Source organism: Hyphomonas sp. CY54-11-8 (assembly GCF_000682735.1).
In the GTDB taxonomy this organism is placed as follows: Bacteria; Pseudomonadota; Alphaproteobacteria; order Caulobacterales; family Hyphomonadaceae; genus Hyphomonas.
On sequence record NZ_AWFD01000001.1, the window covers coordinates 21,945 to 43,939 of the forward strand.

Here is a 21,995-nt window from a genome sequence, read left to right on the forward strand (position 1 = left end):
GGTCTGCCTGACAGGGGACCGGATGGCAACAGGCTTTGCGCATCGATAAGAAATGCGCCATAAGCCCGCCTCGAATTACGAGGAGCGAGAAAGCCATGGGCACACGGATTGCGATTGTCGGCGCGACAGGAAATGTCGGGCGTGAATTGCTGGCCATTCTGGACGAGCGCATGTTCCCGGCGGACGAAGTTTACGCCGTGGCCTCCCGCCGGTCGCTCGGCAAGGAAGTCTCCTATGGCGACCGCACGCTGAAATGCCAGGACATCGAAAGTTTCGACTTTTCCAAGGTCGATCTCGTCCTGATGTCGGCTGGCGGGTCCACCGCGAAACAATGGTGTCCGAAGATCGCCAAGGCCGGCGCCATCACCATCGACAATTCCTCCGCCTGGCGGATGGACCCGGACGTGCCGCTGGTCGTGCCGGAGTGCAATGGCGAAGCGGTGATGGACTACAAGAAGAAGATGATCATCGCGAACCCGAACTGCTCGACCGCGCAGCTCGTGGTGGCCCTGAAGCCGCTGCATGATGCCGTGGGCGTCAAGCGCGTCGTCGTCTCGACCTACCAGTCCGTCTCCGGCGCCGGCAAGGATGCCATGGACGAGCTGTGGAACCAGACGCGCGGCATCTATGTGAATGACGAACCGACGCCGGAGATCTTCCAGAAGGAAATCGCCTTCAACGTGATCCCGCAGATCGACGTCTTCATGGAGGACGGCTTCACAAAGGAAGAGTGGAAGATGCGCGTCGAGACGAAGAAGATCGTCGACGAGAGCATCGAGCTCGTCGCCACCTGTGTGCGTGTGCCGGTCTTTGTCGGCCACTCCGAAGCGGTCAGCGTGGAACTGAATGCACCGATGAGCGCGAAGGAAGCGCAGGACCTGCTGCGTGAAAGCCCCGGCATCATGCTGGTCGATGATCCGGAAGAAGACCTCTACATCACGCCGAAAGAGTGCGTCGGCGACTGGGCGACCTTCATCAGCCGCGTGCGCAAGGACCCGACCGTCGAGAACGGCCTGATGTTCTGGTGCGTCTCCGATAACCTCCGCAAGGGCGCGGCGCTGAACGCGATCCAGATCGCCGAGGAGCTCCTGAACCGCGGCGTCATCAAGCCGGAGAAACAACCGGCTGTGACGGACTAGTCCGTCTCCGAATCAAATTTCGCTTTGCGGGTCTCGACGGTGACGTTGAGGCCCGTTGCGCTTTTGAGATGAAGGTCGCGCTGCGGGAAGGGGATCTCAAGTTCGTATTTCTCCAGCGCCGTGTGCAGCGCCCAGTTATAGTCGGCGACGACGCGGGCCGGGCGGCTGACGGCAGCATCGGTTAGCCAGACGACGAGTTCGAATTCCAGTGCGCTGTCTCCGAACTTGGTCAGCCAGACCTGCGGCGTGCGGCCCGGCATGCCTTTCAGCGTCCACTCGACTTCCTCGGCGGCCTCGAGGCCTGCCTTGCGGACCAGTTCCTTGTCTGACCCATAAGCCACACCGAACGGCACACGCACGCGGCGGCGCGCTTCGCGATGGGTCCAGTTGATGACCTGCGCCTTGATGAACTCCTCGTTTGGCACGAGGATGTCGACATTGTCGTTCGTGGTGACGAGGGTGGAGCGGATATTGATCTCCCGCACAAGACCCGTGACGCCGGACTGAAGTTCGATGAAGTCGCCGACCTTTACAGACTTTTCGATCAGGATGATCAGGCCCGACACGAAGTTCGAGAAGATTGCCTGCAGACCGAAGCCGATACCGATGCCCAGCGTACCGGAGAGGATGGTCAGGGCCGTCAGGTTCACGCCCACAACCTGCAGCGCAATCAGGATGGCGATGATGATGAAGGCAATCTTCAGCACCTGGCCGAGCAGCCCGGCCATGGACGGTGTCAGCTTTTTTGAACTGCGCAGCTGTGCCTGGGCCGCGTCGCCCGCAATCCGGCCAAGCCAGAGGGCGAAGGCGGCGACCGCGAGGCTGGTCAGCAGGCGCAGGATGGAGAACTTCACCCCGCCGAGTTCGATGATGGTGGAATCGAGCGACTGCGTCACCGGCTGCAGCAGCCGCAGGATGTAGAGTGCCGCGATCAGCCAGGCGAGCAGGGCCAGCGTGTTCGCCACCATCCCGTCACGGATGTTCGATGTGATCAGCCGCACGATGATCCAGGCATTGAGCAGGCTGGCCGCGACGCGCAGGATCTCGTTGCGCAGGCCGAATTGCTCAAAGGCCGGGATCGTGACCCAGAGCAGGAGCGCGGTCACGACCGGCCAGACAATCCGGGCGGAGGAAATGGAGGCGTGGAACAACACGTCCGGCCGCTCGCGGCTGGCAGCCAGTTTCTTCAGCCTTGTAACAGGGACGCGAGACAGGAAAAAGCCGGCGATCCCTGCAATGACGATTGCCAGGAATTGCCAGAGCGAGGCGTAGGAAACGAACTCGGCGGCCAGCTTGACCAGATCATCCTGGATGGAATGAAGCACATCCTGGAACTTCAGCGAGTTCAGCAGGGACGGGGATGTTTCTTCTTCCATCGGGCGGGCATATCTCCGGGCGTTACGTGACTGTTTCTTCTTGAAATCTAGACGATGCGCGGCTCAAGGCAACCAAAGCCGGATTTCGTGACTATCCAAGGGGCAGCCGTGTTGATACAGCGCGGCGCATGTCTTCAAGCCAGCGTTTCGGATTTTTTGTCGGCCTGACGGCCTATTTCATCTGGGGCAGCCTGCCGCTGTACATCCGGGCGATGCGTCATGTCCTGCCGCAGGAATTGCTGGCGCACCGGGTCATCTGGTCCGTGCCGACCGCCGTGGTGCTAATCGCGCTGGCCGGGAACTGGCGGGATATCCGCGTCGCTTTCCAGCGGCATACGGCCAAATGGCTGCTGCTTTCCGGCCTGATCATCGGGCTGAACTGGGGCGTGTATATCTGGGCGGTGAATGCCGACCGGACGATCGAGGCTTCGCTTGGCTATTTCATCAATCCACTGGTGAGCGTGCTGTTCGGCATGGTGTTCTTTGCCGAGAAGCTGCGCCCGGCCCAATGGGCATCGGTCGGAATCGCGGCGGTGGGGGTTGGCGTTGTGACGTTCGCTTACGGGCATGTGCCGTGGATTGCCCTGTTCCTCTGCATGAGTTTTGCGTCCTATGGCGTCATCCGGAAGAAGGTCGCGGTCGACAGCCGGGCAGGGTTCCTGATGGAAGTCGTCGTGCTTGTCCCTCTGGCGGTCGGCTGGCTTGTCTGGTTCGTGCAGCAGCCGGATGGCCGCCCGATGGGGCAGGGCGGATGGGATATTCCGCTGCTAATGGCGGCGGGTCCGATCACGGCCTTCCCGCTGATCCTGTTCGCGCTGGCGGCCAAGCGCCTCAAATTGTCGACCATCGGCATGATGCAATATATCGGGCCGAGCATTCAGTTCCTGATCGCGGTCTTCATTTTCCGGGAGCCATTTGGCATGACGCTGGCCATCGCGTTCGGCTTCATCTGGCTGGCGCTGGCCGTGTTCACCGTCGATTCCATGGTAGGCGAGGCAAAGGCCCGCCGGCTGGCCCGCGCGGCGCGGCCTGCCTGATAGCGGGACAAAAAAGCCCCGGAGCCAGGGGAACAGGCACCGGGGCGTATCAGTTTCTGACAGATAGTGATGGGTTTCCTATCTGAGGCCGTATCCTGCAATAAATGCGCCAGATCGCGAGACACAGGACAAATCAGGCGCGTGAGGTGGACATCGCGATCCAGAGCGCCACGACAGCGAGCGCGAGGCCAAAACATATCCGCGCAGCAAATGAGGCACGCCACTTTTCCAGAACTCCGCCAAGTCCATCCGCCACCAGGACGATGGTTACATGGACAATCAGGGAGAGGAGGATGTGCAGGCCGCCGAGCGCCAGGATCTGCAGCCAGAGATGCCCGAGCCGTGGATCGGCGAACTGGCCGACGACCAGAAGGTAGAAGACCAGCGCCTTGGGGTTCAGCAAATTGGCGATCAGGCCGCGCCGGAAGCCCGCCAGCTTGTTCGCCATGGCGGGCGGCGCCGAGCCGTCGTCGCTGAAGGCTTCCCAGGCGAGATAGAGCATGAAGGCCACGCCGCCCCAACGCAGTGCTTCGTAAAGCGTCACCGATCCGGCGAGGAGGGCAGAGAGGCCCGTCGCAGCCGCCAGCAGTTGGATGGCGAGCCCGAGCGTAATCCCCGCCACCGCCTTCATGCCATGTTGCCGGCCAGCGCGCGCCGACAGGGTGGCGAGCCAGCCCATGTTCGGGCCGGGCGTCAGTTCCACGGCCAGCATGGCAACGATGAAAGCAGGCCAGTCGAGCGAGGCAAACATGTCAGAGGGCTGCGTAGACGGCTTCGACGAGGCGAACGGCGCGCGGATCCCCGACCAGCACGTTCGATTGCCGGTTCATGACATAGGCGCAGGTCAGTTCAGCATCCGGATCGGACACGGCCATCGACCCGCCCCAGCCGGAATGGCCGAGTGTGGCCGGGTTTGGTCCGAACAGGCCGTGCGTGTTCAGCATGATGCCGGCGCCGAAGCTGGTCTCCAGCGGCAGCACAAGATCGGGTCCGTGGGTGCGCGGGCGTATCAGGTCTTCGAAGATGCCGTCGCGCAGCTTGCCGCCGCCATTGCGGGCATAGTGATGGTAAATCGCGCCAACGCTTTCGGCGGTGCCATGACCGTTGGCGGACGGAATTTCGATCTCGCGCCAGATGGCGCCGCCCCGGTTTGGTGCGGACCATTTGTAGACGAAGGCCGCCTTCCGGTAGTCGTTCAGCTCACCAAGGTCTGCGAGGGCGCTCGGGCGTTTGATGTCGGCGCAGCGGCCATGTTCGCTGGCGGGCAGGCCGATATGGAAATCCACATCCCCGAACATCGACTTCAGTGTCGTGCCGAGCGTTTCTCCGCTGATACGGCGGGCGATCTCCCCGGCGATGTAGCCCCAGGTCAGCGGGTGGTAGCCGTGCGCCGTGCCCGGCGGCCACATCGGGGCAAGCGCTGCGATGGCAGCCGCGCAGGCGGGCGGGTCCAGCCAGAGTCCGGGGTCGATCTCTTCCGGGAAACCGGGCAGGCCGGCCTGATGGCTGAGGGCCTGTCCGATCGTGACAGCCTCTTTTCCGTTCGCGGCAAATTCCGGCCAGATGGACGCGACCGGGGTTTCATAGCCATCCGGCAGCGTGTCGACGAGGGAGGCGAGGACGAAGGCGGCGATGCCCTTGGTGGTCGAATAGACCGGCACCAGCGTCTCGGCGCCCCACGGCACAGATTTCTGCCGGTCGGCCCAGCCACCCAGCAGCGAGGCGACCAGCTCGCCCCGGTGATAGACGGCGAAGCCGGCGCCCAGTTCGTCCATATCTCTGAAGTTCGCTTCGAACACGTCACGGACGTTTTCGAGGCCAGCGGCCGTGAAGCCGGAAATCGGGAAGTCAGTCATGCCCCGGCCATACGGCCTAATCCGCGCTGTTGTCGAGGCTGTTTGCTGCCTGTTTCACCGCCCGCGCATCATCCATTTCCTGCAGGAAGTCTTCCAGCTCGATCTGCCATTCGAACACTTGCCGCAGGCCGAATTCCGTCTCGCCCCGGAACTCCTGCTGCAGGCGGAGGCACACGACCTGTCCGAACCATTTCTCTTCGGCAAAGGCTGTGGTGTCCCGGTAACCGGCATTGTGTGTGTTGGCGATTTCCAGCGCTTCGATGCGCGAAAAGTCCGCCATCTCATGGCAGGACACATAGCGAAGCGCGCGGCATGCATTCTGCGGTCCTTCGCAATCGCTGAGCGTTACATCGAAAGCCTGGCCAAGCATCTCCCCGGTCAGCACCGGGTGGCCGTCCTCGTAAGAAATTTCCATGGCTTCGGCGCCATACTTCGCGAGTTCGTCGCGCAGCTGGTTGGCCGTCACCAATTCGGCAAACGCTGGCGGGGCGAGGGTTGCAGCCATCAGGAGGAGAGAGAGCGTGAAGCGCCGGGCCATGGAAGCCTGCCGATGTGTCTGGACTGAAGGCCCGAGCTAAACGGTTTTCCATGTCTGAAGCAATTGCCGCAGTTGCACCCGCAGCAGTGCGAGGCGATAGTCCGCGCGCTTGAAAAGGGATTGAACGACCATGGCTTCACAGACGCACCGCCCGCGCCGCTCCTGTCTCTACATGCCCGGCGCCAATGAACGGGCCCTGGAAAAGGCCCGCGGCCTGCCGGCTGACACGCTGTTGCTGGATCTGGAAGACGCTGTTGCACCGGACGCGAAGCTTACCGCGCGCGAAGCTATCCTCAGCGCCGTGAAACAGGGCGGATATGGCTACCGCGAGATTGTCATCCGCATGAACGGGCTCGCCACCGAATGGGGCGCCGATGACTTGAAAATGGCGGTTTCCAGCGGCGCAAAGGCCGTTTTGGCGCCGAAGGTCGAATCTGCTGCCGATATTCACGCGCTCGACAAAGCGCTGACCGAGGCGGGCGCACCTGCCGATTTCGGCCTCTGGGTGATGATCGAAATGCCGAAAGCGATCCTGCATATCGAGGAAATCGCCGCCACCGCCGCCGAGACACGCCTCACCACTTTCGTGATGGGCACCAATGACCTGGCCAAGGAATACCGGGCCCGGATGACGCGCGATCGGATCGCCTTCCAGACAGCGCTGCAGCTGACCATCGCGGCGGCCCGCGCCTATGGCGTCACCGCCATCGATGGCGTCTTCAACGACATCAAGGACGAGGACGGCCTGATCTTCGAATGCGAACAGGGCCGCGACCTCGGCTTTGACGGCAAGACGCTGATCCACCCGTCGCAGCTGGACACCGCCAACCGTGTCTTCGCGCCGAGCCATAATGACGTCGAACAGGCGAAAGCCGTGATCGAGGCCTTCGCCGACCCGGCCAATGCCGGCAAGGGCGTGCTGAAAGTGAACGGCAAGATGACCGAGCTGCTCCACTTGGAAGAAGCCCGCCGTACCGTCGCCATGGACGAGGCCATCCGCGCCTTCGAAACGGCCTGAGCGGGGAAGGGTAGAATCTGATGAGCTACACCATTCTGCACAATCCGAACTGCTCGACCTCCCGCAAGGGGCTGGACCTGCTGAAGGAAGCAGGTGTCGAGCCTGAGGTGCGCAAATACATGAACGCCACCGAGCGGCTTTCGGTCGAGGAACTGAAAGACATCGCGAAAATGATGGGCGGCGTCTCCCCGCGAGCGTTCATGCGCGCCAAGGATGCGCCCGCCGCCGGGATCGATGCGGATTCCAGCGATGAGGCGATTTTCGAGGCCATGGCGGAGAACCCGAAGCTGATCCAGCGCCCGATCGGCATCAAGGGCAAGAAGGCCGTCCTCGGCCGTCCGCCGGAAGACCTGCTTAAACTCGTCTGAGACCTGCGAAATCGGACCAAATCGGCCTGATTCGATCAAATTTCATCGATTTCTGTCGCCACATATAAGCCATTCGGCGCGAGACTGGCGTCATGATGACGATGACCCTTCTCGCCGTGGCGGCCATGTGCCTTGCCTTTGCCGGTTTCTGCTTGTTCGGCCTGCCTTACATGATTGCGGGGCCGCGCGTGCTGGACCAGCTGCGCGGGCGCCTGACGGACAAGGCGCTGCTGGCCGGCCTGGTAACTGCGGCGATTTCGCTGGTTTGGGTGCTTCAGGCGTCTCCGGCCTTGATTTCACATGGGCCGAGCGTGCAGGTAGTCGCCGATCAGATGACGGGCGGCAGCTGGCAGGTCTAAGCCGGACGCAGCCCCGCAAGCGAGGCTGCCATGACCGCACAGACCAAATCCAATCCCGGCAATTATTTCGAAGATTTCTCGATCGGCATGGAGCTTGTCCATGCGACGCCCCAGACGGTGACGGAAGGCGACATCGCGCTCTACCGGGCGCTGACCGGGAACCGCTACGCCCAGTATTCCTCGGCAGAGTTCGCAAAGGCTGCCGGCCTGCCGGGCCTCGCCATCGACCCGATCCATGCATTCCACGTCGTGTTCGGCAAATCCGTGCCGGACATCTCGCTCAACGCCGTGGCGAACCTTGGCTATGCCGACGGCCGCATCCGCCGTCCGATCATGCCGGGCGACACGCTGAATACCGTGTCCGAAGTCATCGGCATGAAGGAAAACTCCAACAAGCGCACCGGTGTCGTCTGGGTCCGCACGCGCGGCTTCAACCAGAATGGCATCGAAGTGATGTCCTTCGTGCGCTGGGTGATGGTGAACAAGTGGGAAGAGGACGCCGCTGTGCCGCCCGCCCATATTCCGGACCTGCCGGACGCCGTGCCGGGCAGCGAGCTCGAAGGCTTCGCCCCGATGGAGGACTGGGACTTCTCGCTCGCGGGCTCGCCCTACGGCTATGAAGACTATGAGATTGGCGAGAAGATCAATCACGTCGACGGCATGACGGTGGAAGAGGCCGAGCACCAGATTGCGACGCGCCTTTATCAGAACACCGCGAAAGTCCATTTCGACGCCCACGGCCAGAAATCTAGCCGCTTCGGCAAGCGCCTCATCTATGGCGGCGTGGTGATCTCGATTGCCCGGTCGCTCGCCTTCAACGGCCTTGCCAATGCGGGCCAGGTGCTGGCCATCAATGCCGGCACGCATGCCAGCCCGCTTTTCGCCGGTGACACGATCTATGCGTGGAGCGAAGTGCTGGACAAGACAGAGCTGTCTGACAAGGCAGGGGCCCTGCGCCTTCGCCTCGTGGCTGTGAAGGACCAGGACCCCGGCGCCTTCGCCTACAAGACCGGCGACGGCAAATACGCCGACGGCGTGCTGCTCGACTTCGACTATTGGGCGGCCATTCCCAAGCGCAGCGGCCGTTGATCTTCCGGAAGGGCGGCCCCGCGCCTATATGCACGCCATGAGCGGGTATGGCCCTTTTGACGGATTTACACTGGTGGCCATCGCGCTTGCGGTGATCCTGTCGGCCCTGGTGAGCCTGATCGGCACATCGGGCCGCAAACGGAACATTGCGCTCGGCGAGGCACAGGTCGGTGATCTCGCCGAGATGACCGGTATCCGGGATCCCAAACGCCTGCAGGAAGTCTTCGGTCCGCCGGATATGGGCCGCGTCTGGCGCAGCGTAACCTTGCTGGACGTTCGCCGCGCCCGCACGCCGGAAGGCTGGCTGATGTCGTCAGACCTGGTCGACTATGCCTGTATCGCCGCGGCAGTGACGGCGCTGATGGTGCCTTTCCGGCTGATGCCAGCAATTCTTTTGCTGGCGCTTGCCATTCAGGTTGCGGGCTGGATCGTCTCGACGCGGCTGCCGCGATAGGGCAATAGAGCCCGCTACGCAGAATCCTGAAAACCGGAGCCGGATGCGCACATGAAGATCTGGAAGATGAACGGGGCGGGCAATGCATTTGCCATTTTTGACGCCCGGTCTGTGCCGTTCTCCCCGACGGAGGACCAGGTGCGCCAGCTGGCAGAGGAAATGAAAGCCGACCAGGTGATCGCGCTGGAGCGTGACGCTGCCCGCGACGTGTTCATGCGTATCTGGAACCGGGATGGCAGCGAAGTCTCGGCCTGCGGCAATGCCAGCCGCTGTGTCGGCCGTCTCCTTCTGGACGAGACCGGCAAGGACAAGATCACCATCCAGACCGAGGCCGACATGCTGCGCGCCTTCCGCGCCGAAGATGGCCTGATCACGGTGGACATGGGCTCGCCCCTGATGGGCTGGGAAGACATTCCGCTGGCGGAAAAGATGGATGTGCGGGGCGTCGACGTTAAAATCGGACCGATGGATAACCCTATCCTGTCGCGTCCGGCAGTTGTTTCCATGGGCAATCCGCACGCGGTGTTCTTCGTGTCCGATGTGGACGCCTATGACATCCCGGCGCTGGGGCCATTGGTGGAATGGCACCCGTTGTTTCCGGAAGGCACCAATGTCGGCTTTGCGCAGGTGATTGACCGGAACACGATCCGCCTGCGCGTCTGGGAGCGCGGGGCAGGGCTGACCAAGGCCTGCGGTACCGGCGCCTGCGCGGCGCTTGTCTGCGCGGCGCGTGCAAAGCTCACCGAACGCAAGGCGAAGCTGATCCTCGATGGCGGGGAATTGCTGATCGAATGGCGCGAAAGCGACGACCGGGTCTACATGACCGGCCCGGTCGAACTGGAATTCGAAACCGAAATCTGAGCTTGGTGGAACGGAACCCGGGTGGGGCGGTGCCAATGGCATGGCATCGCCGTGCATCCGTGTTTCAAATTTGACCATTGGTTGCAGTAATCGGCCAATCGTTTCGATATCGAGTCGATTCCATCTTGAGGGGGCAATCATTAGTTGCTTTAACGTCTGTTCGGACGGCAAGTATTGCGGTCTGGGGTGGGAACTTCGACAAACTGCTTCGCGCGATATCGCGCTTTTCAGGCATCGTTGCGTTCCGAGTGTAGAATACACCTCCGGGGGGAAGAGATGCGTTTACAAGCGCTCGATGGATGGCGTGGCCTCGTAGCGGTCCTGGTCATCCTGTTTCATGTTTATGTGTTGCACACATTCTTTCTGGCGGAGTGGCTGCGATATCTCGCGCCTGTCCTTGAATTCTTCTTCATCGTCAGCGGTTTTGTCATGGCGCTCGGCTTTGGCGACAAAGTCACCGACACGAAGAGCTTTGTTGGCTACATTATCAGGCGGGGTGGGCGCGTCTGGCCGATACACCTCGCAATGATTGGCTTGCTGCTGCTTATCCCACTGCTACGCTTCATCATGCAAACGCCGGGCGACCTTTTCTCCGGTCAGCTTACGCTTGAGTCCCTGCCGGCTCAGTTGCTGATCCTGCAAACCTGGACTCCTGAATATGCCATGACCTGGAACTATCCGTCATGGACTCTGTCCGGCGAAGTGTTCGCTTATTTCCTGATGGGTATCCTTGTGTGGGTCGCGCGAAAGGAGCCTCTGCGCTGGGTGCTTGGTCTGATGATTATCGCGGTTGCCGGCACGTTTTTCTACAATGCGATGATGAGCTCGCCCAACTACAATACCGTCACGGTATCGCGTGCGGTGACAGGGTTTTTCTTCGGCTTCCTGCTTTACCATGCCTGGCGCCGCTACCCGCTGACGAATGTGCGGGTTGCGGCTGTGTTGGAAGTGGTGGTCGTGATCGCGTGCTGCCTGCTCTTCCAATGGCACCCGGACGGGCTAGCCTATTTCCTTTTCTATCCGCTGTTTGCGGCATTGATCTACGCCTATGCTGGCGACAACGGATTGGTGTCGCGTTTTATGTGCTCGTCCCCCCTGCAGTGGTTGGGGAAGTACTCCTTTTCCATCTACATGTTCCACGGCGTGGTTTCTAAATGGATCATGATCGCTGGCCGTTTCATTGACGCGCGCACGGAACTGCCGCTGATACGCGCTGTGGAAGCGCCGTCCGTGGTGCATACCGTTAATGTGATCGACCTGCCTCAGCAGTGGATGAACGATCTGCTTGTGCTTGCCTATGTGATTGTCGTTTTGGTCGGTGGCCGGATCATTTACTCGCTCGTTGAGGCGCCTTCCCGGGATTACTTCAAGGATCTGTCGATCCGCATGATGAAGCGAATGGCGGCAAAGGAAGCGGCAAAACAATCGGAAATCTCCGGCGGTGTCGCGCCGGTTGCGGCTGCGGCGGCGCCGGAAGCCCCGACCCAGCGCCCCTGATTCTGCGCGATCGCCGCTCTGAAATCGCATGACCCTCGATGGCGAGGAATTGCTGATCGAATGGCGCGAAAGCGACGACCGCGTTTACATGAACGGTCCGGTCGAACTGGAATTCGAATCGGATATCGAAGGTAGTCAGATTCGGCGCCAAACCATCCGCACATCAGGCATTTTTTCTTCGTTCCGCTGGCCATCCGTGAGTTCCACCTGTTCGAACCCGAATCGAACATAGAAGGCGCGTGCCGTGTTATTGCGCTGGAATGTCCAGAGCTGCAGAGTGCTGGAAGCCGCTTGGACCCGGCGCAGCAATTGCGAGCCGGTACCGTCTCGCCAGGCATTTGGTGCCACATAAAGGTGATTCAGCCAGCCATCCGCATACGCGACGAACCCGGCCACCTGGCCCAACTTGTCAGCGACGATTACGGTCTGGCTGGGTAAGACCTGGTCGTGAAAGAATTCGAGGACTTCGTGTGGTGAATGGATGACGGGCAGCCAAGGCATTGCCGCTGCACGCGAAGCCCTGTGAAGCCTTGCAATGGCCGGCGCATCTGACACGGACGCTTGTCTGAACAGCAATGGATTTGCCTCGCCTGAACTGGCGATACTGTAGTCTCTTTTTGTGCTTCCTAGAGCCCCTAACTGGTCGAATACCTTGATTCCCGACCCATCCGGCGCGATGTGCGCTGCACGAGAACGCCATGACGGACCCGAAAGCCCCCTCCAGCCCGACGCTTATTACGCTCGGATGCCGCCTCAACTCTTATGAGTCCGAGGTGATGCGCGGCCATGCGGCTGATGCAGGCCTCTCTGATGCGGTGATCGTCAACACCTGCGCGGTGACGGGGGAGGCGGTGCGCTCCGCCCGGCAGGCCATCCGCCGTGCGGCGAAGGATCATCCGGGCGCGCCCATTCTCGTGACCGGCTGCGCTGCCCAGATCGACCCCGACATGTTCGCCAAGATGCCGGAAGTCACTCGTGTGATCGGCAATCATGAGAAGATGAAGGCCGAGACCTGGAAGCCGGTAGACCTGCTCGGCGGGCACGAGAAAGTCCGCGTCAACGACATCATGTCGGTGAAGGAAACCGCCGCCCACCTGATCGACGGTATGGACGGGCGCGCGCGGGCCTATGTTCAGGTCCAGAATGGCTGCGACCACCGCTGCACCTTCTGCATCATCCCTTATGGCCGCGGGAATTCCCGCTCTGTCCCGGCGGGTGAAGTGGTGGACCAGGTCCGCCGCCTCGTGGAGACGGGCCATTACGAAGTCGTGCTGACAGGCGTGGACCTGACGAGCTGGGGCGCGGACCTTCCGGGCACGGCGCAGCTCGGCAATCTGGTCCAGCGCATTCTGAAGCTGGTGCCGGAGCTGAAACAGCTGCGCATTTCCTCCATCGACGCCATCGAGATTGATGACGCCCTGTTCGAGGCGATAGGTGAGCCGCGCCTTGCGCCCTTCATGCACCTGTCGCTTCAGCATGGGGACAATCTCATCCTGAAGCGGATGAAGCGCCGCCATTCGCGCGATGATGCGATCGCGCTGGCAGAGCGGCTTCGCAGCTTGCGTCCGGATATCGCACTCGGTGCGGATATTATCGCTGGGTTTCCTACAGAGACTGAGGCTCATTTCGAGAACTCAGTCCGTCTTGTGGACGATTGCGGCCTCGCCTTCCTGCACGTCTTTCCCTACAGCCCGCGCCCCGGCACGCCGGCCGCCCGGATGCCACAGCTGGAGAAGGCCGTTATCAAGGAGCGCGCCGCGCGGCTGCGGGAAGCGGGCGAAAACGCCCTCAAAACCCACTTTTCGCGCCATATTGGGGAAATGCGGGAGGCTTTGGTCGAGCGAGGGACCGCGGCTCGCCTGGCGGACTTCACCCCGGTAAAACTGTCGCGCGACCCCGGCCAAGCTGGACGGCCCGTGCGGGCCCATATAACCGGGCATGACGGCAGGCAGCTGATCGGAGAAATAGACGCATGATCCTCTGGTTCGGGAAGAAAAAGAAAAAAGAGGAGATGCAGGCGGCCGGTGCGGAGATGGCGTCGCCGGAGCTGTCGGCGGAAGAGATCGCCGCGAAAGAAGCTGTCGAAGCCGAAGCGGCCAAGGCCGCTGCCGAAAAGGAAGAAATCGAACGCATCGTCGCCGAGGCCAACAAGGCCTGGGAAGAGCGTCAGGCCCGCGAAGCCGCCGAGGCCGCCGCTGAAGCAAAGCGTCTCGAAGAAGAGGCCCGCCGGGCAGAGGAGGCTGCGGCTGCGGCAGATGCCGAAGAAGCCGCCCGTCTGGCTGAAGAGGTCGAGAAAGCCCGCAAGGCGCGGGAAGAACGCGCAGCCCAGCAGGCCAAGGCTGAGGCCGAGCTGAAACTGCTGGCCGACCGGCGCGAGGCGGAACGCCTTCGCGCCGAAGCCGAGGCCGCCGCCCGCGCGGCCATGGAGGCGGAAGCTAACAATCCGGGCTTCGTCGCCAAACTGGGGCAGGGCCTGTCGCGCTCCTCCTCCCGTCTGACGGAAGGCCTCGCCGCGCTTGGCCGCCGAAAACTCGATGACGACACGATTGAGGAGCTGGAAGACCTTCTGATCACGTCCGATCTCGGCTCCAAAGTCGCGGCCCGGGTGACGAAAAACCTCGCAAAAGAGCGGTTTGACCGCGAAATCAGCCCCGAAGAAATCAAACTCGCTCTCGCCAGCGAAATTTCGGACGTGTTGAAGCCGCGCGAAAAGATTGTCGATTTCTCCGAAGGCTCCAGCCCGCGCATCGTGCTGTTCGTGGGCGTCAACGGTTCCGGCAAGACGACGACGATTGGCAAGATCGCCTCGAAACTGAAAGAGCAGGGCGCGAAGGCCTTGCTGGTGGCGGGCGACACGTTCCGCGCCGCCGCGATTGAGCAACTGACCGTCTGGGGCGACCGGGCCGGGATCCCGGTCATGTCCAAGCCGACTGGCGCCGATGCGGCGGGCCTTGTCTATGAGGCCATCGAAAAGGCGAAGGCGGACGATCTGGATCTCGTCCTGATCGACACCGCCGGACGCTTGCAGAACAAGACCGAGCTGATGTCGGAGCTCGAAAAAGTCGTCCGTGTCATCAAGAAGCTGGACCCGACGGCGCCGCACGATGTGATCCTCGTCCTTGATGCGACAGTTGGCCAGAACGCGCTCAGCCAGGTCGAGGCCTTCCGGAATACGGCCGGCGTGACGGGGCTCGTGATGACGAAGCTTGACGGAACGGCGAAAGGCGGCGTTCTGGTTGCGATCGCCGAGGCGTATGACCTGCCGATCCACTTCATCGGCATAGGTGAAAAGGCAGAAGACCTCCGCCCATTCAGTGCGGAGGCCTTCTCGAAAGCCCTCGTGGGGGTCAGCACCTAAGCGATTTATTCTGCTGCTTCGGCGGATTCAGCCTCATCATCGAATATCTCCTCAATGCTGCGCCCGAACAGGCGGGCAATGGCGAAGGCCAGCGGCAGGGACGGGTCATACTTCCCGGTTTCGATGGCGTTGACGGACTGGCGGGATACATCGAGCCGGTCGGCCAGTTCAGCCTGGCTCCATCCTTTTTCCGTACGTAGAATGCGGAGAATGTTCTTCATACCCAGCTTTACACCGTCCGGCCAAAACATTCCGGCAGGCGCGCCAGGCCGAAGGCAAAGAAGAATACCGGTCCGAACCAGAACACCTCGATGTCGCCGATCACGTCGAAAATCTGCAGGAAACCGACCAGAAACAGGAGGCCGGAGGTGATGAGCCCCGCATCCCGCAACGCTTTCAGATACCGCATGCGCGTATATTCATCCGTTTCATCGGTCTGGCGACGGATGGCGTAAAGGACGATGAAGAGCGGCAAGGTCGCGGCAATCGCGCAAGCGGCATTCAGCCAGTCCGGCGCCTTGTCATCATCGATCAGAAATTTCGTACCGAGAATGATCGCCACGTATACGGCCATCATCGGCCAGAACAGGAAACGATATCGGCGGTTTGCTGTGCGGAATCTGCGGGGCTGGGCCATGAGAGAGCTCCTATTGTCAAGTTACCCTGACAATATGACAAGCAAGCTTTACTTTGTCAAGCGAACTTTACAAGTATCCCTATTCCGCAGCAATCGCTGCAGTTTGCAGGCTCTGGGCCCCGCGTACCATCCGGCCGGGCCTGGCGCCGGTCGGGTCGCCATCCCGGTGAGTGATCTCGCCCTTCAGGATCGTCGCGGTGTAGCCGGACGCACGCTGCATCAGGCGTCGTCCACCGGCGGGCAGATCGTATTGCACTTCCGGCAAGTGAAGCTTCAGGTTTGCCAGGTCGATCACGTTCAGATCCGCCCGGTAACCGGGAGCGATCACACCGCGGTCGTGCAGGCCCATCCATTGGGCGGTGTCCTGCGTCTGGCGCTTCACGAGGAATTCGATCGGCAGTTTCGGGCCGCGCTGGCGGTCCCGCGCCCAATGGGTCAGCATCGTCGTCGTAAACGAGCCGTCGCAGATCATGCCGACATGCGCGCCGCCATCGGAGAGGCCGGGCAGGGTGGCGCGGCTCTCCATCATGGCGCGGATCGGTTCGAGGGATCCTTGCGAGTAGTTGAGGAAGGGCAGGTAGAGCACGCCTTGGCCATCCCGCTCCAGCATCAGGTCGAGCGCCATGGCCTCCGGGCTTATCCCGCGTTCCTTGGCCATATGCTCCAGTGTGCTTTCCGGGCCGGGCTCATAATTCACCGGATCCCGCAGCTGGAACATCTTGCCGAAGCTGCGCAGCATGACTTTCAGGAACGGATTGTCCGAGGCGGGCTCTTCCGACAGCAGCTTTTCGCGAAAGGCCGGGTCGCGCAGGGCGACCACACGTTCGGCCAGCGGCTCCTTGGCTATTGCCGCATAGGACGGATGCGCGCTGAACGGATTCATTGTCAGTTCGAGGCCGAGCAGCACACCCACCGGGCGCGGCGCGACCTGTGCCCGCATCGGCAGGCCGTCATTCATCGCGGTCTCGATTGCACCCAGCAGGGCGCGCCAGCCTTCCGGCGCCACATCGGCCTGCGCCAGCGAAACAGATAGCGGCCGGCCGGAGGCCTCGACGATCCGGCGCAGCATCGCGGCCTCTTTTTGCGGATCGTTGAAGTCCGACACGAACTGCAACACGCCGCGGTTCGCTTCCTTCAGGCCTTCGGCGATGCCGATCAGTTCGGTTTCGCTGGCCGTCAGCGTCGGGGTCGGCTGGCCGTCGGACGTGCGATGGTTCAGCGTCCGCGACGTGGAAAAGCCGAGCGCGCCGGCGATGACGGCCTCTTTCGCCAGCTGTTTCATGGCAGCGATGTCTTCAGCGCTCGCCTCTTCGCGGTTCGCGCCGCGTTCGCCCATCACATAGACCCGCAGGGCGGCATGCGGCAGCTGGGCGCCGATATCGGTGTCGAACTGGCGGGTCGACAGGAAATCCAGATAATCCGGGAAACTCTCCCAGCTCCACGGCAGGCCTTCGGCGAGCACGGGGAAGGGGATGTCCTCGACGCCTTCCATCAGGCGGATCAGCCGGTCATGGTCTTCCGGGCGGCAGGGCGCGAAGCCGACGCCGCAATTGCCCATGATCACAGTGGTGCAGCCATGCAGGGAAGAGGGGCTGATCGCTTCGCCCCAGGTCGCCTGGCCATCATAATGCGTGTGGATGTCGACAAAGCCTGGCGTCACGACCTGTCCGCGCGCATCGATCTCCTCGATGCCCTTTCTGGAAACCTTGCCGATTGCGGAAATGTGACCGCCGGAGACCGCCACGTCGCCTTCGAACGGTTCGGCCCCGGTGCCGTCCACGATTGTCCCGCCCCGGATAATCAGGTCATGCGTCGCCATGATATTCTCCCTCGTCTTTCCCGGCACGATGCCAGAGCGGACGTCCGCGAGAAAGACTGACCGCACGTCAGCAGTTTAAAGGGTTCGGAAACTCAGGCATGAGACGGGCCGTCCTGCCGCCTTCCGGGAACCCCATGACTGCCTCTGAAATACTCCCCATCAGTCTCTGCCTCCTGTCGGCGATATCCCTGGCGACGACCAATGTCCTGGTAAAAGGGGGCGGGGACATTCTGACGGGCCGGATGATTGTTCAGGTCACGGCAGCCCTGATTGTTCTGCCGTTCGCGTTCTTCTTCCCGCTGCCGCCTTTGAGCACCTTGCCGCTTCTGGCGATCTCCATGGTGTCTCACTGGTTTTATCAGGGGTGCCTGATCCGGGCGATGCACCGGGGCGACCTGTCGCTGGTCTACCCGGTGATGCGCGGGCTGGGGCCTCTGGCAACGGCGGTGTTCGCGACATTCCTGCTGCAGGAACACCTCGCTCCGATGCAGCAGGTCGGATTGTTCTGCGCGTCCTTTGCCATCCTTTTCTTTGCCCTGCCGACGGCAGCAACGCGGGAAGGGCGGAGCCTCGACCGTCGAGCCCTGTTCTGGGCCGTGCTGACCGCGGTCGGGATCGGGCTTTATGCCGTGAGTGATACGCGTGCCGCGCGGGCGATGCCGCACCCGATGACATTCGTCATCATCCTGTTCCTGTTCGACTGGGTCGGCGTGACGGCAGTCTTCCTCTGGCAAAGGCGCGGACGGTACATGAAAACGATCCGCCCGCAGTTCCGTTCCGGCGTCATCGGCGGGATTGTCGGATGCCTGTCCTACGGCATGGCGATCTTTGCCTACACAATGACCGATGCGGCCATGGTGACGGCCTTGCGGGAAACTTCCGTCGTCTTCGCGGCGGTGATGGCAGCCTTGTTCCTGAAGGAGAGTTTCGGTGCCCGGCGCATCGTTGCCGCCTCCGTTCTGGCCACCGGGCTTGTCCTTATGCAGGCCGGTGCAGCGTGAGACTCGCCGTATGCGACATTTCGTGCGACAGCGGCTTTAACAAAACCGCAAGCACGCATGGTGCGTAGGAAGTATATGAGTGAGTTCGATCAGAAGACAGTGACCCATCCGGGTGATGCCCCGCAGGAGGCGAACGTCAAGGACGCCGCCGCGCGTGCCGGGGGAATCTGGACAGAGCTCGGCCCGACGCTGGCCTTTATTGTCATCTACAATGTCATGTTGCGCTTTCCGGAAGAGGGGCTGTTTTCGAAGGAAAACGCGCTCTTTTGGGCCACGGGCGTGCTCATTGTGGCCACGGCCGCAGTGATCATCATGAAGGTGATCCGTAAACAGAGAATACCGCCATTCCTGCTCGTTTCATCAAGCCTTATCGGTGTTTTCGGCGTTCTGGGCATCGCGTTTCATTCAAAGCTCCTGCTTTTCCTGAAGCCGACCATTATCAATCTGATGTTTGCTGGCGCGATTTTCGGCGGTCTCGCCGTGGGCCGCAATATCTGGAAAATGCTGTTCAACGAGCTCTTTCACCTGCCGGACTATGCCTGGCGCGTCCTCGCGATCCGCTGGGGCCTATATTTTATAGCGATGGCGATATGGAACATCGTCGTGTGGCAGGCGTTCGGTGAGGCCGCCTGGGCCAACTGGAAGATGGGCAATATCGTCATCGGGTTCGTGTTCGCCATGGCCAATGCTCCCTATACCCTGAAGCATATGAAAACCCAGCCCGATGAGCGCTGACTCGCCTAATGGGTGAGCTTTTCAGTTCCCGGAGGGTTGGCGAACGGCGGGAAGGCAGGCAGGTGCCGGGTTTCGGCATAATGCGTCAGCGCCCAGATCACGGTCGGAAAGGCGAGTTCTGACCAGGGGATGTCCTTCCAGTCGAACAATCCGACTTCCTCGCTCTCCGGACCTGCAGAAATGTCAGAAACGAGTTCCGCCCGGAACATGACCTGAACCTGCGCAATGCGGGGAACAGAGTAAACGGCGAGTAACTGCTGGATCCGGATGTCCGCGCACGCTTCTTCCTGCGCCTCCCTCCGTGCACCTTCCTCGACCGTTTCGCCTTCTTCCATGAAGCCCGCCGGGAGCGTCCAGTAACCTTTTCGGGGCTCGATTGCGCGCCGGCAGAGCAAGATCTTCCCGTTTTTGGTCACAACGGACCCCGCAACGATTTTCGGGTTCACATAGTCGATAAATCGGCAATGGGCGCAAACCCGGCGCAATTTATCGTCTCCTTCGGGCGTTTCCACGTGAAAAAGGGGCGAAATGAAAGGATTCGATAATTGATCCGTCATCTGTTGTTATCCAATCGCGTTCTAAGAGAGGGGTATTGATCCGCACACGGGCCTCTGCTTTAGGGGGCTTGTGGGTGGGTCGGCCGCCGAACTAGTTAAGTCATCCCTCGAAAGGTAAACCAATATGTCATTCAATCTCAACGCTTCGCCCAGCCATCTGCTGCATCGTGCTCAGCAGGCTGCTGCAAACCACAGCGCCAAGGCGCTCCGCTCCGCCGGCATCACGCTGCGCCAGTTCTCGCTGCTCGCAGCCCTAGACGGTAATGAAGGCGCCAGCCAGTCCGATCTCGTCAATGCCACCGGAATCGACCGTTCGACCCTGGCCGATATGGTCGCCCGTATGGAAACCGGTGGCCTGATCAAGCGAGCCGCTTCGAAAACCGACGCCCGCGCAAAGTCCGTCTCCCTGACGGCAAAAGGCAAAAAAGCCCTCGATAAGGCCCTTCCGGCTGTCCAGGCTGCTGACGCTGCCCTGTTCTCCGGCCTCGCCAAAGTGAAGCAGGACGCCCTGATGTCCGGCCTCGTCGGCCTGACCGAAGAAGAAGCCAAGCCGGCTCCGGCACCGAAAGCTGCTCCGAAGGCCGCTGCACCGAAGAAAGCTCCGGCGAAGAAGGCTCCGGCCAAGAAAGCTCCGGCTGCGAAGAAGGCCCCGGCCAAGAAGCCGGCTGCCAAGAAAGCCGCTGCACCAAAGAAAGCTGCTGCTGCAAAGCCGGCCGCCAAGAAGGCCGCTCCGAAAAAAGCCGCTCCTAAAAAGGCTGCACCGAAGAAAGCCGCTGCTGCTGCAAAGGCACCGGCCGTGAAAAAAGCGCCGGCCAAGAAGCCGGCCGCTCGCAAAGCCAAGAAGAAGTAATCTGGCTTAAAGGGTTCAGGGGCGGGGCGCGCTGAGCGCCTCGCCCACCCGTTTCACCGAGTCAGCGTCCAGCGGCCCGGAAATATGCTCCAGAATCTCGCCATCGGCTGAGATCACAAAGGTTTCCGGCACACCTGTCAGGCCGAAGTCCAGTCCGCCCTGACCATCCGGATCCATCACGATATCGGCGTACGGATTGCCAAGCTCCTCAAGGAACTTGCGTCCATTGGCCGGTGTATCCTTGTATAACACGCCATAAACCTGCCCCGGATGGGCCTCGGCCAGCGCCGTCAGGCGCGGATGCTCAGCCTCGCACGGGGCGCACCAGCTGGCAAACAGGTTCACCGCGATCGTTTCCCCGGTGGGTGTGGGGGCAAAACTCAGCGTACCGCCCTCAAGCCGCTCGAAGCTGCGGTCCGGCGCAGCGCGGGAGATGCGTTCGAAGTCGCCTTTTTCCGGATGGGTGAGTTCCCAGCCCGCAAGGCCCGCAAAAAGCACAAGCGCCGTGACCGGAATGGCGGCAAGCCAGCGTTTCATGCTGCGTCATCTCCGCGCAGGCGCGCTTCGGCCCGCTGCATTTTTGCCTGCGAGGCTTTCGCCCGTAGGGTGACGATCAGGATGGTCAGGCCCAGGCCGATCGCGCCGATGCCGTAGCAGGCCCAGATGAAGACGGCATTCTTGTCGAAATCCGGCATCATGATCCCTCAGCCCTCCGCCATCAGTTTCGCATTCGCCTGCGCCGTGCGCCGGTCCCAGATCTCGGCGCGCATCAGCGTCTGGGTCAGGCCGGCGAAGAGCAGGGTGTGGCCAAGGCCGCTCGCCAGCAGGGGCCAAAGGTAGACCGCGGCCATTTTCGGTCCGTCTGCGGTGAGAACGCTCGAATCCTGGTGGAGCGAGGTGAAGAGGTCCACGGAGAATTTGATGAGCGGCACATTGATCGCGCCCACCATGGCGAGAATGGCGCCGGCACGGGCGGCTTTCTGGCGCGTGTCCATGGAGGCGCGCAGCGCCATGTAGCCGAGGAACAGGAAGAACATGAAGAGGACCGACATCATCCGTGCATCGTCCCATTGCCACCAGGTGCCCCAGGTCGGCTTGCCCCAGATCGATCCGGTCGCAAGGCAGATCGCCGTCCACACGGCGCCCAGCGGGGCGATAGATTTTGCGGCAATATCCGCCACTTCATGACGCCAGATGAACCAGATGAAGCTCATCACCGCCATCGCCATATAGCTCGCCATGGCCAGCCAGGCAGCGGGCACGTGGATGAACATCACACGCATGATGTCCCCGCCCTGATAGTCGTCCTTCGGAACCATCCAGAGGCCCTGCCACAGGCCCCAGCCGATCAGCAGAACGGCCAGCGCATAGCAAAGGGGCGCCAGCCAGTTCGACAGGCGCATAAAACGGAGGGGATTTGCGAACCAGGAAAACATGGAAATGCGA

Annotated in this window: 26 protein-coding genes; 14 read left to right on the plus strand and 12 right to left on the minus strand. The window is 61.6% G+C overall.

Going from position 1 to position 21,995, the window contains the following annotated elements:
- Positions 1-95 precede the first annotated feature (95 nt).
- Positions 96-1,139 carry an aspartate-semialdehyde dehydrogenase gene (locus tag HY17_RS00150; protein WP_034760899.1) on the plus strand — a complete coding sequence of 348 codons (1,044 nt, stop codon included), beginning with the start codon at positions 96-98 and terminating at the stop codon, positions 1,137-1,139.
- Here the strand turns inward: HY17_RS00150 and HY17_RS19040 are convergent.
- Entirely contained in the window at positions 1,136-2,515 is a 1,380-nt protein-coding gene (locus HY17_RS19040) for a mechanosensitive ion channel family protein (protein ID WP_051599450.1), read from the minus strand. The two genes, HY17_RS00150 and HY17_RS19040, sit on opposite strands and share 4 nt — an antisense overlap.
- 128 nt (positions 2,516-2,643) lie before the next feature.
- Between HY17_RS19040 and rarD the strand changes: the two genes are divergently transcribed.
- Positions 2,644-3,552, plus strand: a complete 909-nt coding sequence (rarD, locus tag HY17_RS00160; protein WP_034760901.1) for an EamA family transporter RarD — start codon at positions 2,644-2,646, stop codon at positions 3,550-3,552.
- 133 nt (positions 3,553-3,685) lie between these two features.
- On the opposite strand, the gene HY17_RS00165 is transcribed toward rarD, so the two are convergent.
- Genes HY17_RS00165 through HY17_RS00175 form a run of 3 tightly spaced genes read right to left on the minus strand, consistent with a single transcriptional unit; the run spans position 3,686 to position 5,946 of the window.
- Entirely contained in the window at positions 3,686-4,303 is a 618-nt protein-coding gene (locus HY17_RS00165; RefSeq protein WP_034760904.1) for a LysE family translocator, read from the minus strand.
- 1 nt (position 4,304) lies between these two features.
- Positions 4,305-5,408, minus strand: a complete 1,104-nt coding sequence (locus HY17_RS00170; RefSeq protein ID WP_034760907.1) for a serine hydrolase domain-containing protein — start codon at positions 5,406-5,408, stop codon at positions 4,305-4,307.
- 16 nt (positions 5,409-5,424) lie between these two features.
- Positions 5,425-5,946, minus strand: a complete 522-nt coding sequence (locus HY17_RS00175; protein ID WP_034760910.1) for a hypothetical protein — start codon at positions 5,944-5,946, stop codon at positions 5,425-5,427.
- A 130-nt stretch (positions 5,947-6,076) separates the two neighbouring features.
- On the opposite strand from HY17_RS00175, the gene HY17_RS00180 reads away from it, so the two are divergent.
- The 7 genes from HY17_RS00180 to HY17_RS00210 all read left to right on the plus strand — a co-directional run bounded on the left by HY17_RS00180 (position 6,077) and on the right by HY17_RS00210 (position 11,592).
- Positions 6,077-6,964, plus strand: a complete 888-nt coding sequence (locus HY17_RS00180; protein ID WP_034760913.1) for a CoA ester lyase — start codon at positions 6,077-6,079, stop codon at positions 6,962-6,964.
- A 20-nt stretch (positions 6,965-6,984) separates the two neighbouring features.
- Complete coding sequence (locus HY17_RS00185; protein ID WP_034760916.1) at positions 6,985-7,332, plus strand: arsenate reductase family protein; 348 nt, start codon at positions 6,985-6,987, stop codon at positions 7,330-7,332.
- A 92-nt stretch (positions 7,333-7,424) separates the two neighbouring features.
- A complete protein-coding gene (locus HY17_RS00190) occupies positions 7,425-7,691 on the plus strand; it encodes a hypothetical protein (protein WP_034760919.1) in 267 nt (88 codons plus the stop codon).
- A gap of 30 nt (positions 7,692-7,721) precedes the next feature.
- Positions 7,722-8,780: a MaoC family dehydratase gene (locus tag HY17_RS00195; RefSeq protein WP_034760921.1), complete on the plus strand. Its 1,059-nt coding sequence runs from the start codon at positions 7,722-7,724 to the stop codon at positions 8,778-8,780.
- A 37-nt stretch (positions 8,781-8,817) separates the two neighbouring features.
- A complete protein-coding gene (locus HY17_RS00200) occupies positions 8,818-9,234 on the plus strand; it encodes a hypothetical protein (RefSeq protein ID WP_139068788.1) in 417 nt (138 codons plus the stop codon).
- Between the two features lie 51 nt (positions 9,235-9,285).
- On the plus strand, positions 9,286-10,095 hold the full coding sequence (gene dapF / locus HY17_RS00205; RefSeq protein WP_034760927.1) for a diaminopimelate epimerase: 810 nt from the start codon (positions 9,286-9,288) through the stop codon (positions 10,093-10,095).
- A 186-nt stretch (positions 10,096-10,281) separates the two neighbouring features.
- Positions 10,282-11,592: an acyltransferase gene (locus tag HY17_RS00210; protein WP_155843495.1), complete on the plus strand. Its 1,311-nt coding sequence runs from the start codon at positions 10,282-10,284 to the stop codon at positions 11,590-11,592.
- Positions 11,593-11,727: 135 nt separating this feature from the next.
- Here the strand turns inward: HY17_RS00210 and HY17_RS00215 are convergent, their stop codons facing one another.
- Positions 11,728-12,093 (minus strand): GNAT family N-acetyltransferase, encoded by a 366-nt coding sequence (locus tag HY17_RS00215; protein WP_081812900.1) that lies wholly within the window; start codon positions 12,091-12,093, stop codon positions 11,728-11,730.
- Between the two features lie 197 nt (positions 12,094-12,290).
- Between HY17_RS00215 and mtaB the strand changes: the two genes are divergently transcribed.
- Together mtaB and ftsY are read left to right on the plus strand one after the other, a co-directional pair.
- Positions 12,291-13,568 (plus strand): tRNA (N(6)-L-threonylcarbamoyladenosine(37)-C(2))-methylthiotransferase MtaB, encoded by a 1,278-nt coding sequence (gene mtaB / locus HY17_RS00220; protein ID WP_034760933.1) that lies wholly within the window; start codon positions 12,291-12,293, stop codon positions 13,566-13,568.
- Complete coding sequence (gene ftsY / locus HY17_RS00225) at positions 13,565-14,950, plus strand: signal recognition particle-docking protein FtsY (RefSeq protein WP_034760935.1); 1,386 nt, start codon at positions 13,565-13,567, stop codon at positions 14,948-14,950. The genes mtaB and ftsY overlap by 4 nt, the downstream gene beginning before the upstream one ends.
- A 5-nt stretch (positions 14,951-14,955) precedes the next feature.
- Here the strand turns inward: ftsY and HY17_RS00230 are convergent, their stop codons facing one another.
- From HY17_RS00230 to HY17_RS00240, 3 genes are all read right to left on the minus strand, one after another.
- Positions 14,956-15,171 carry a helix-turn-helix transcriptional regulator gene (locus tag HY17_RS00230; protein WP_034760937.1) on the minus strand — a complete coding sequence of 72 codons (216 nt, stop codon included), beginning with the start codon at positions 15,169-15,171 and terminating at the stop codon, positions 14,956-14,958.
- Positions 15,172-15,179: 8 nt separating this feature from the next.
- A complete protein-coding gene (locus HY17_RS00235) occupies positions 15,180-15,587 on the minus strand; it encodes a hypothetical protein (RefSeq protein ID WP_034760938.1) in 408 nt (135 codons plus the stop codon).
- A gap of 79 nt (positions 15,588-15,666) precedes the next feature.
- Positions 15,667-17,406, minus strand: coding sequence for an amidohydrolase family protein (locus HY17_RS00240; protein WP_034760940.1), 1,740 nt, complete (start codon positions 17,404-17,406; stop codon positions 15,667-15,669).
- Between the two features lie 98 nt (positions 17,407-17,504).
- Here HY17_RS00240 and HY17_RS00245 point away from each other — a divergent pair, with 98 nt between their 5' ends.
- Together HY17_RS00245 and HY17_RS00250 are read left to right on the plus strand one after the other, a co-directional pair.
- Positions 17,505-18,407: a DMT family transporter gene (locus HY17_RS00245; RefSeq protein WP_233348549.1), complete on the plus strand. Its 903-nt coding sequence runs from the start codon at positions 17,505-17,507 to the stop codon at positions 18,405-18,407.
- Between the two features lie 57 nt (positions 18,408-18,464).
- Complete coding sequence (locus HY17_RS00250; RefSeq protein WP_081812901.1) at positions 18,465-19,142, plus strand: inner membrane-spanning protein YciB; 678 nt, start codon at positions 18,465-18,467, stop codon at positions 19,140-19,142.
- A gap of 5 nt (positions 19,143-19,147) precedes the next feature.
- On the opposite strand, the gene HY17_RS00255 is transcribed toward HY17_RS00250, so the two are convergent.
- Entirely contained in the window at positions 19,148-19,699 is a 552-nt protein-coding gene (locus HY17_RS00255; protein WP_034760942.1) for an NUDIX domain-containing protein, read from the minus strand.
- Between the two features lie 124 nt (positions 19,700-19,823).
- Here HY17_RS00255 and HY17_RS00260 point away from each other — a divergent pair, with 124 nt between their 5' ends.
- Positions 19,824-20,549 carry a MarR family winged helix-turn-helix transcriptional regulator gene (locus HY17_RS00260; RefSeq protein WP_051599456.1) on the plus strand — a complete coding sequence of 242 codons (726 nt, stop codon included), beginning with the start codon at positions 19,824-19,826 and terminating at the stop codon, positions 20,547-20,549.
- Positions 20,550-20,564: 15 nt separating this feature from the next.
- Here HY17_RS00260 and HY17_RS00265 read toward each other — a convergent pair whose 3' ends face one another.
- From HY17_RS00265 to ccmC, 3 genes are read right to left on the minus strand one after another with little or no spacing between them, the layout of a single operon-like run.
- Complete coding sequence (locus tag HY17_RS00265; protein WP_034760944.1) at positions 20,565-21,086, minus strand: redoxin family protein; 522 nt, start codon at positions 21,084-21,086, stop codon at positions 20,565-20,567.
- Complete coding sequence (gene ccmD, locus HY17_RS19790) at positions 21,083-21,247, minus strand: heme exporter protein CcmD (RefSeq protein ID WP_065382773.1); 165 nt, start codon at positions 21,245-21,247, stop codon at positions 21,083-21,085. The genes HY17_RS00265 and ccmD overlap by 4 nt, the downstream gene beginning before the upstream one ends.
- Before the next feature lie 6 nt (positions 21,248-21,253).
- Positions 21,254-21,985 carry a heme ABC transporter permease CcmC gene (ccmC, locus tag HY17_RS00270; protein WP_034760946.1) on the minus strand — a complete coding sequence of 244 codons (732 nt, stop codon included), beginning with the start codon at positions 21,983-21,985 and terminating at the stop codon, positions 21,254-21,256.
- Positions 21,986-21,995 lie beyond the last annotated feature (10 nt).

Excerpts from the sequence above, each read along its gene's own strand:
- ccmD (WP_065382773.1), bottom strand. The coding sequence starts at position 21,247 with ATGATGCCGGATTTCGACAAGAATGCCGTCTTCATCTGGGCCTGCTAC.
- HY17_RS00255 (WP_034760942.1), bottom strand. The coding sequence starts at position 19,699 with ATGACGGATCAATTATCGAATCCTTTCATTTCGCCCCTTTTTCACGTG.
- HY17_RS00260 (WP_051599456.1), top strand. The coding sequence starts at position 19,824 with ATGTCATTCAATCTCAACGCTTCGCCCAGCCATCTGCTGCATCGTGCT.
- HY17_RS00195 (WP_034760921.1), top strand. The coding sequence starts at position 7,722 with ATGACCGCACAGACCAAATCCAATCCCGGCAATTATTTCGAAGATTTC.
- HY17_RS00240 (WP_034760940.1), bottom strand. The coding sequence starts at position 17,406 with ATGGCGACGCATGACCTGATTATCCGGGGCGGGACAATCGTGGACGGC.
- HY17_RS00170 (WP_034760907.1), bottom strand. The coding sequence starts at position 5,408 with ATGACTGACTTCCCGATTTCCGGCTTCACGGCCGCTGGCCTCGAAAAC.
- ftsY (WP_034760935.1), top strand. The coding sequence starts at position 13,565 with ATGATCCTCTGGTTCGGGAAGAAAAAGAAAAAAGAGGAGATGCAGGCG.
- HY17_RS00200 (WP_139068788.1), top strand. The coding sequence starts at position 8,818 with ATGAGCGGGTATGGCCCTTTTGACGGATTTACACTGGTGGCCATCGCG.
- HY17_RS00235 (WP_034760938.1), bottom strand. The coding sequence starts at position 15,587 with ATGGCCCAGCCCCGCAGATTCCGCACAGCAAACCGCCGATATCGTTTC.
- HY17_RS00230 (WP_034760937.1), bottom strand. The coding sequence starts at position 15,171 with ATGAAGAACATTCTCCGCATTCTACGTACGGAAAAAGGATGGAGCCAG.
- rarD (WP_034760901.1), top strand. The coding sequence starts at position 2,644 with ATGTCTTCAAGCCAGCGTTTCGGATTTTTTGTCGGCCTGACGGCCTAT.
- ccmC (WP_034760946.1), bottom strand. The coding sequence starts at position 21,985 with ATGTTTTCCTGGTTCGCAAATCCCCTCCGTTTTATGCGCCTGTCGAAC.
- HY17_RS00250 (WP_081812901.1), top strand. The coding sequence starts at position 18,465 with ATGGTGCGTAGGAAGTATATGAGTGAGTTCGATCAGAAGACAGTGACC.
- HY17_RS00175 (WP_034760910.1), bottom strand. The coding sequence starts at position 5,946 with ATGGCCCGGCGCTTCACGCTCTCTCTCCTCCTGATGGCTGCAACCCTC.
- HY17_RS00185 (WP_034760916.1), top strand. The coding sequence starts at position 6,985 with ATGAGCTACACCATTCTGCACAATCCGAACTGCTCGACCTCCCGCAAG.
- HY17_RS00165 (WP_034760904.1), bottom strand. The coding sequence starts at position 4,303 with ATGTTTGCCTCGCTCGACTGGCCTGCTTTCATCGTTGCCATGCTGGCC.
- HY17_RS00180 (WP_034760913.1), top strand. The coding sequence starts at position 6,077 with ATGGCTTCACAGACGCACCGCCCGCGCCGCTCCTGTCTCTACATGCCC.
- dapF (WP_034760927.1), top strand. The coding sequence starts at position 9,286 with ATGAAGATCTGGAAGATGAACGGGGCGGGCAATGCATTTGCCATTTTT.
- HY17_RS00265 (WP_034760944.1), bottom strand. The coding sequence starts at position 21,086 with ATGAAACGCTGGCTTGCCGCCATTCCGGTCACGGCGCTTGTGCTTTTT.
- HY17_RS00215 (WP_081812900.1), bottom strand. The coding sequence starts at position 12,093 with ATGCCTTGGCTGCCCGTCATCCATTCACCACACGAAGTCCTCGAATTC.
- HY17_RS00150 (WP_034760899.1), top strand. The coding sequence starts at position 96 with ATGGGCACACGGATTGCGATTGTCGGCGCGACAGGAAATGTCGGGCGT.
- HY17_RS00190 (WP_034760919.1), top strand. The coding sequence starts at position 7,425 with ATGATGACGATGACCCTTCTCGCCGTGGCGGCCATGTGCCTTGCCTTT.
- HY17_RS19040 (WP_051599450.1), bottom strand. The coding sequence starts at position 2,515 with ATGGAAGAAGAAACATCCCCGTCCCTGCTGAACTCGCTGAAGTTCCAG.
- mtaB (WP_034760933.1), top strand. The coding sequence starts at position 12,291 with ATGACGGACCCGAAAGCCCCCTCCAGCCCGACGCTTATTACGCTCGGA.
- HY17_RS00245 (WP_233348549.1), top strand. The coding sequence starts at position 17,505 with ATGAGACGGGCCGTCCTGCCGCCTTCCGGGAACCCCATGACTGCCTCT.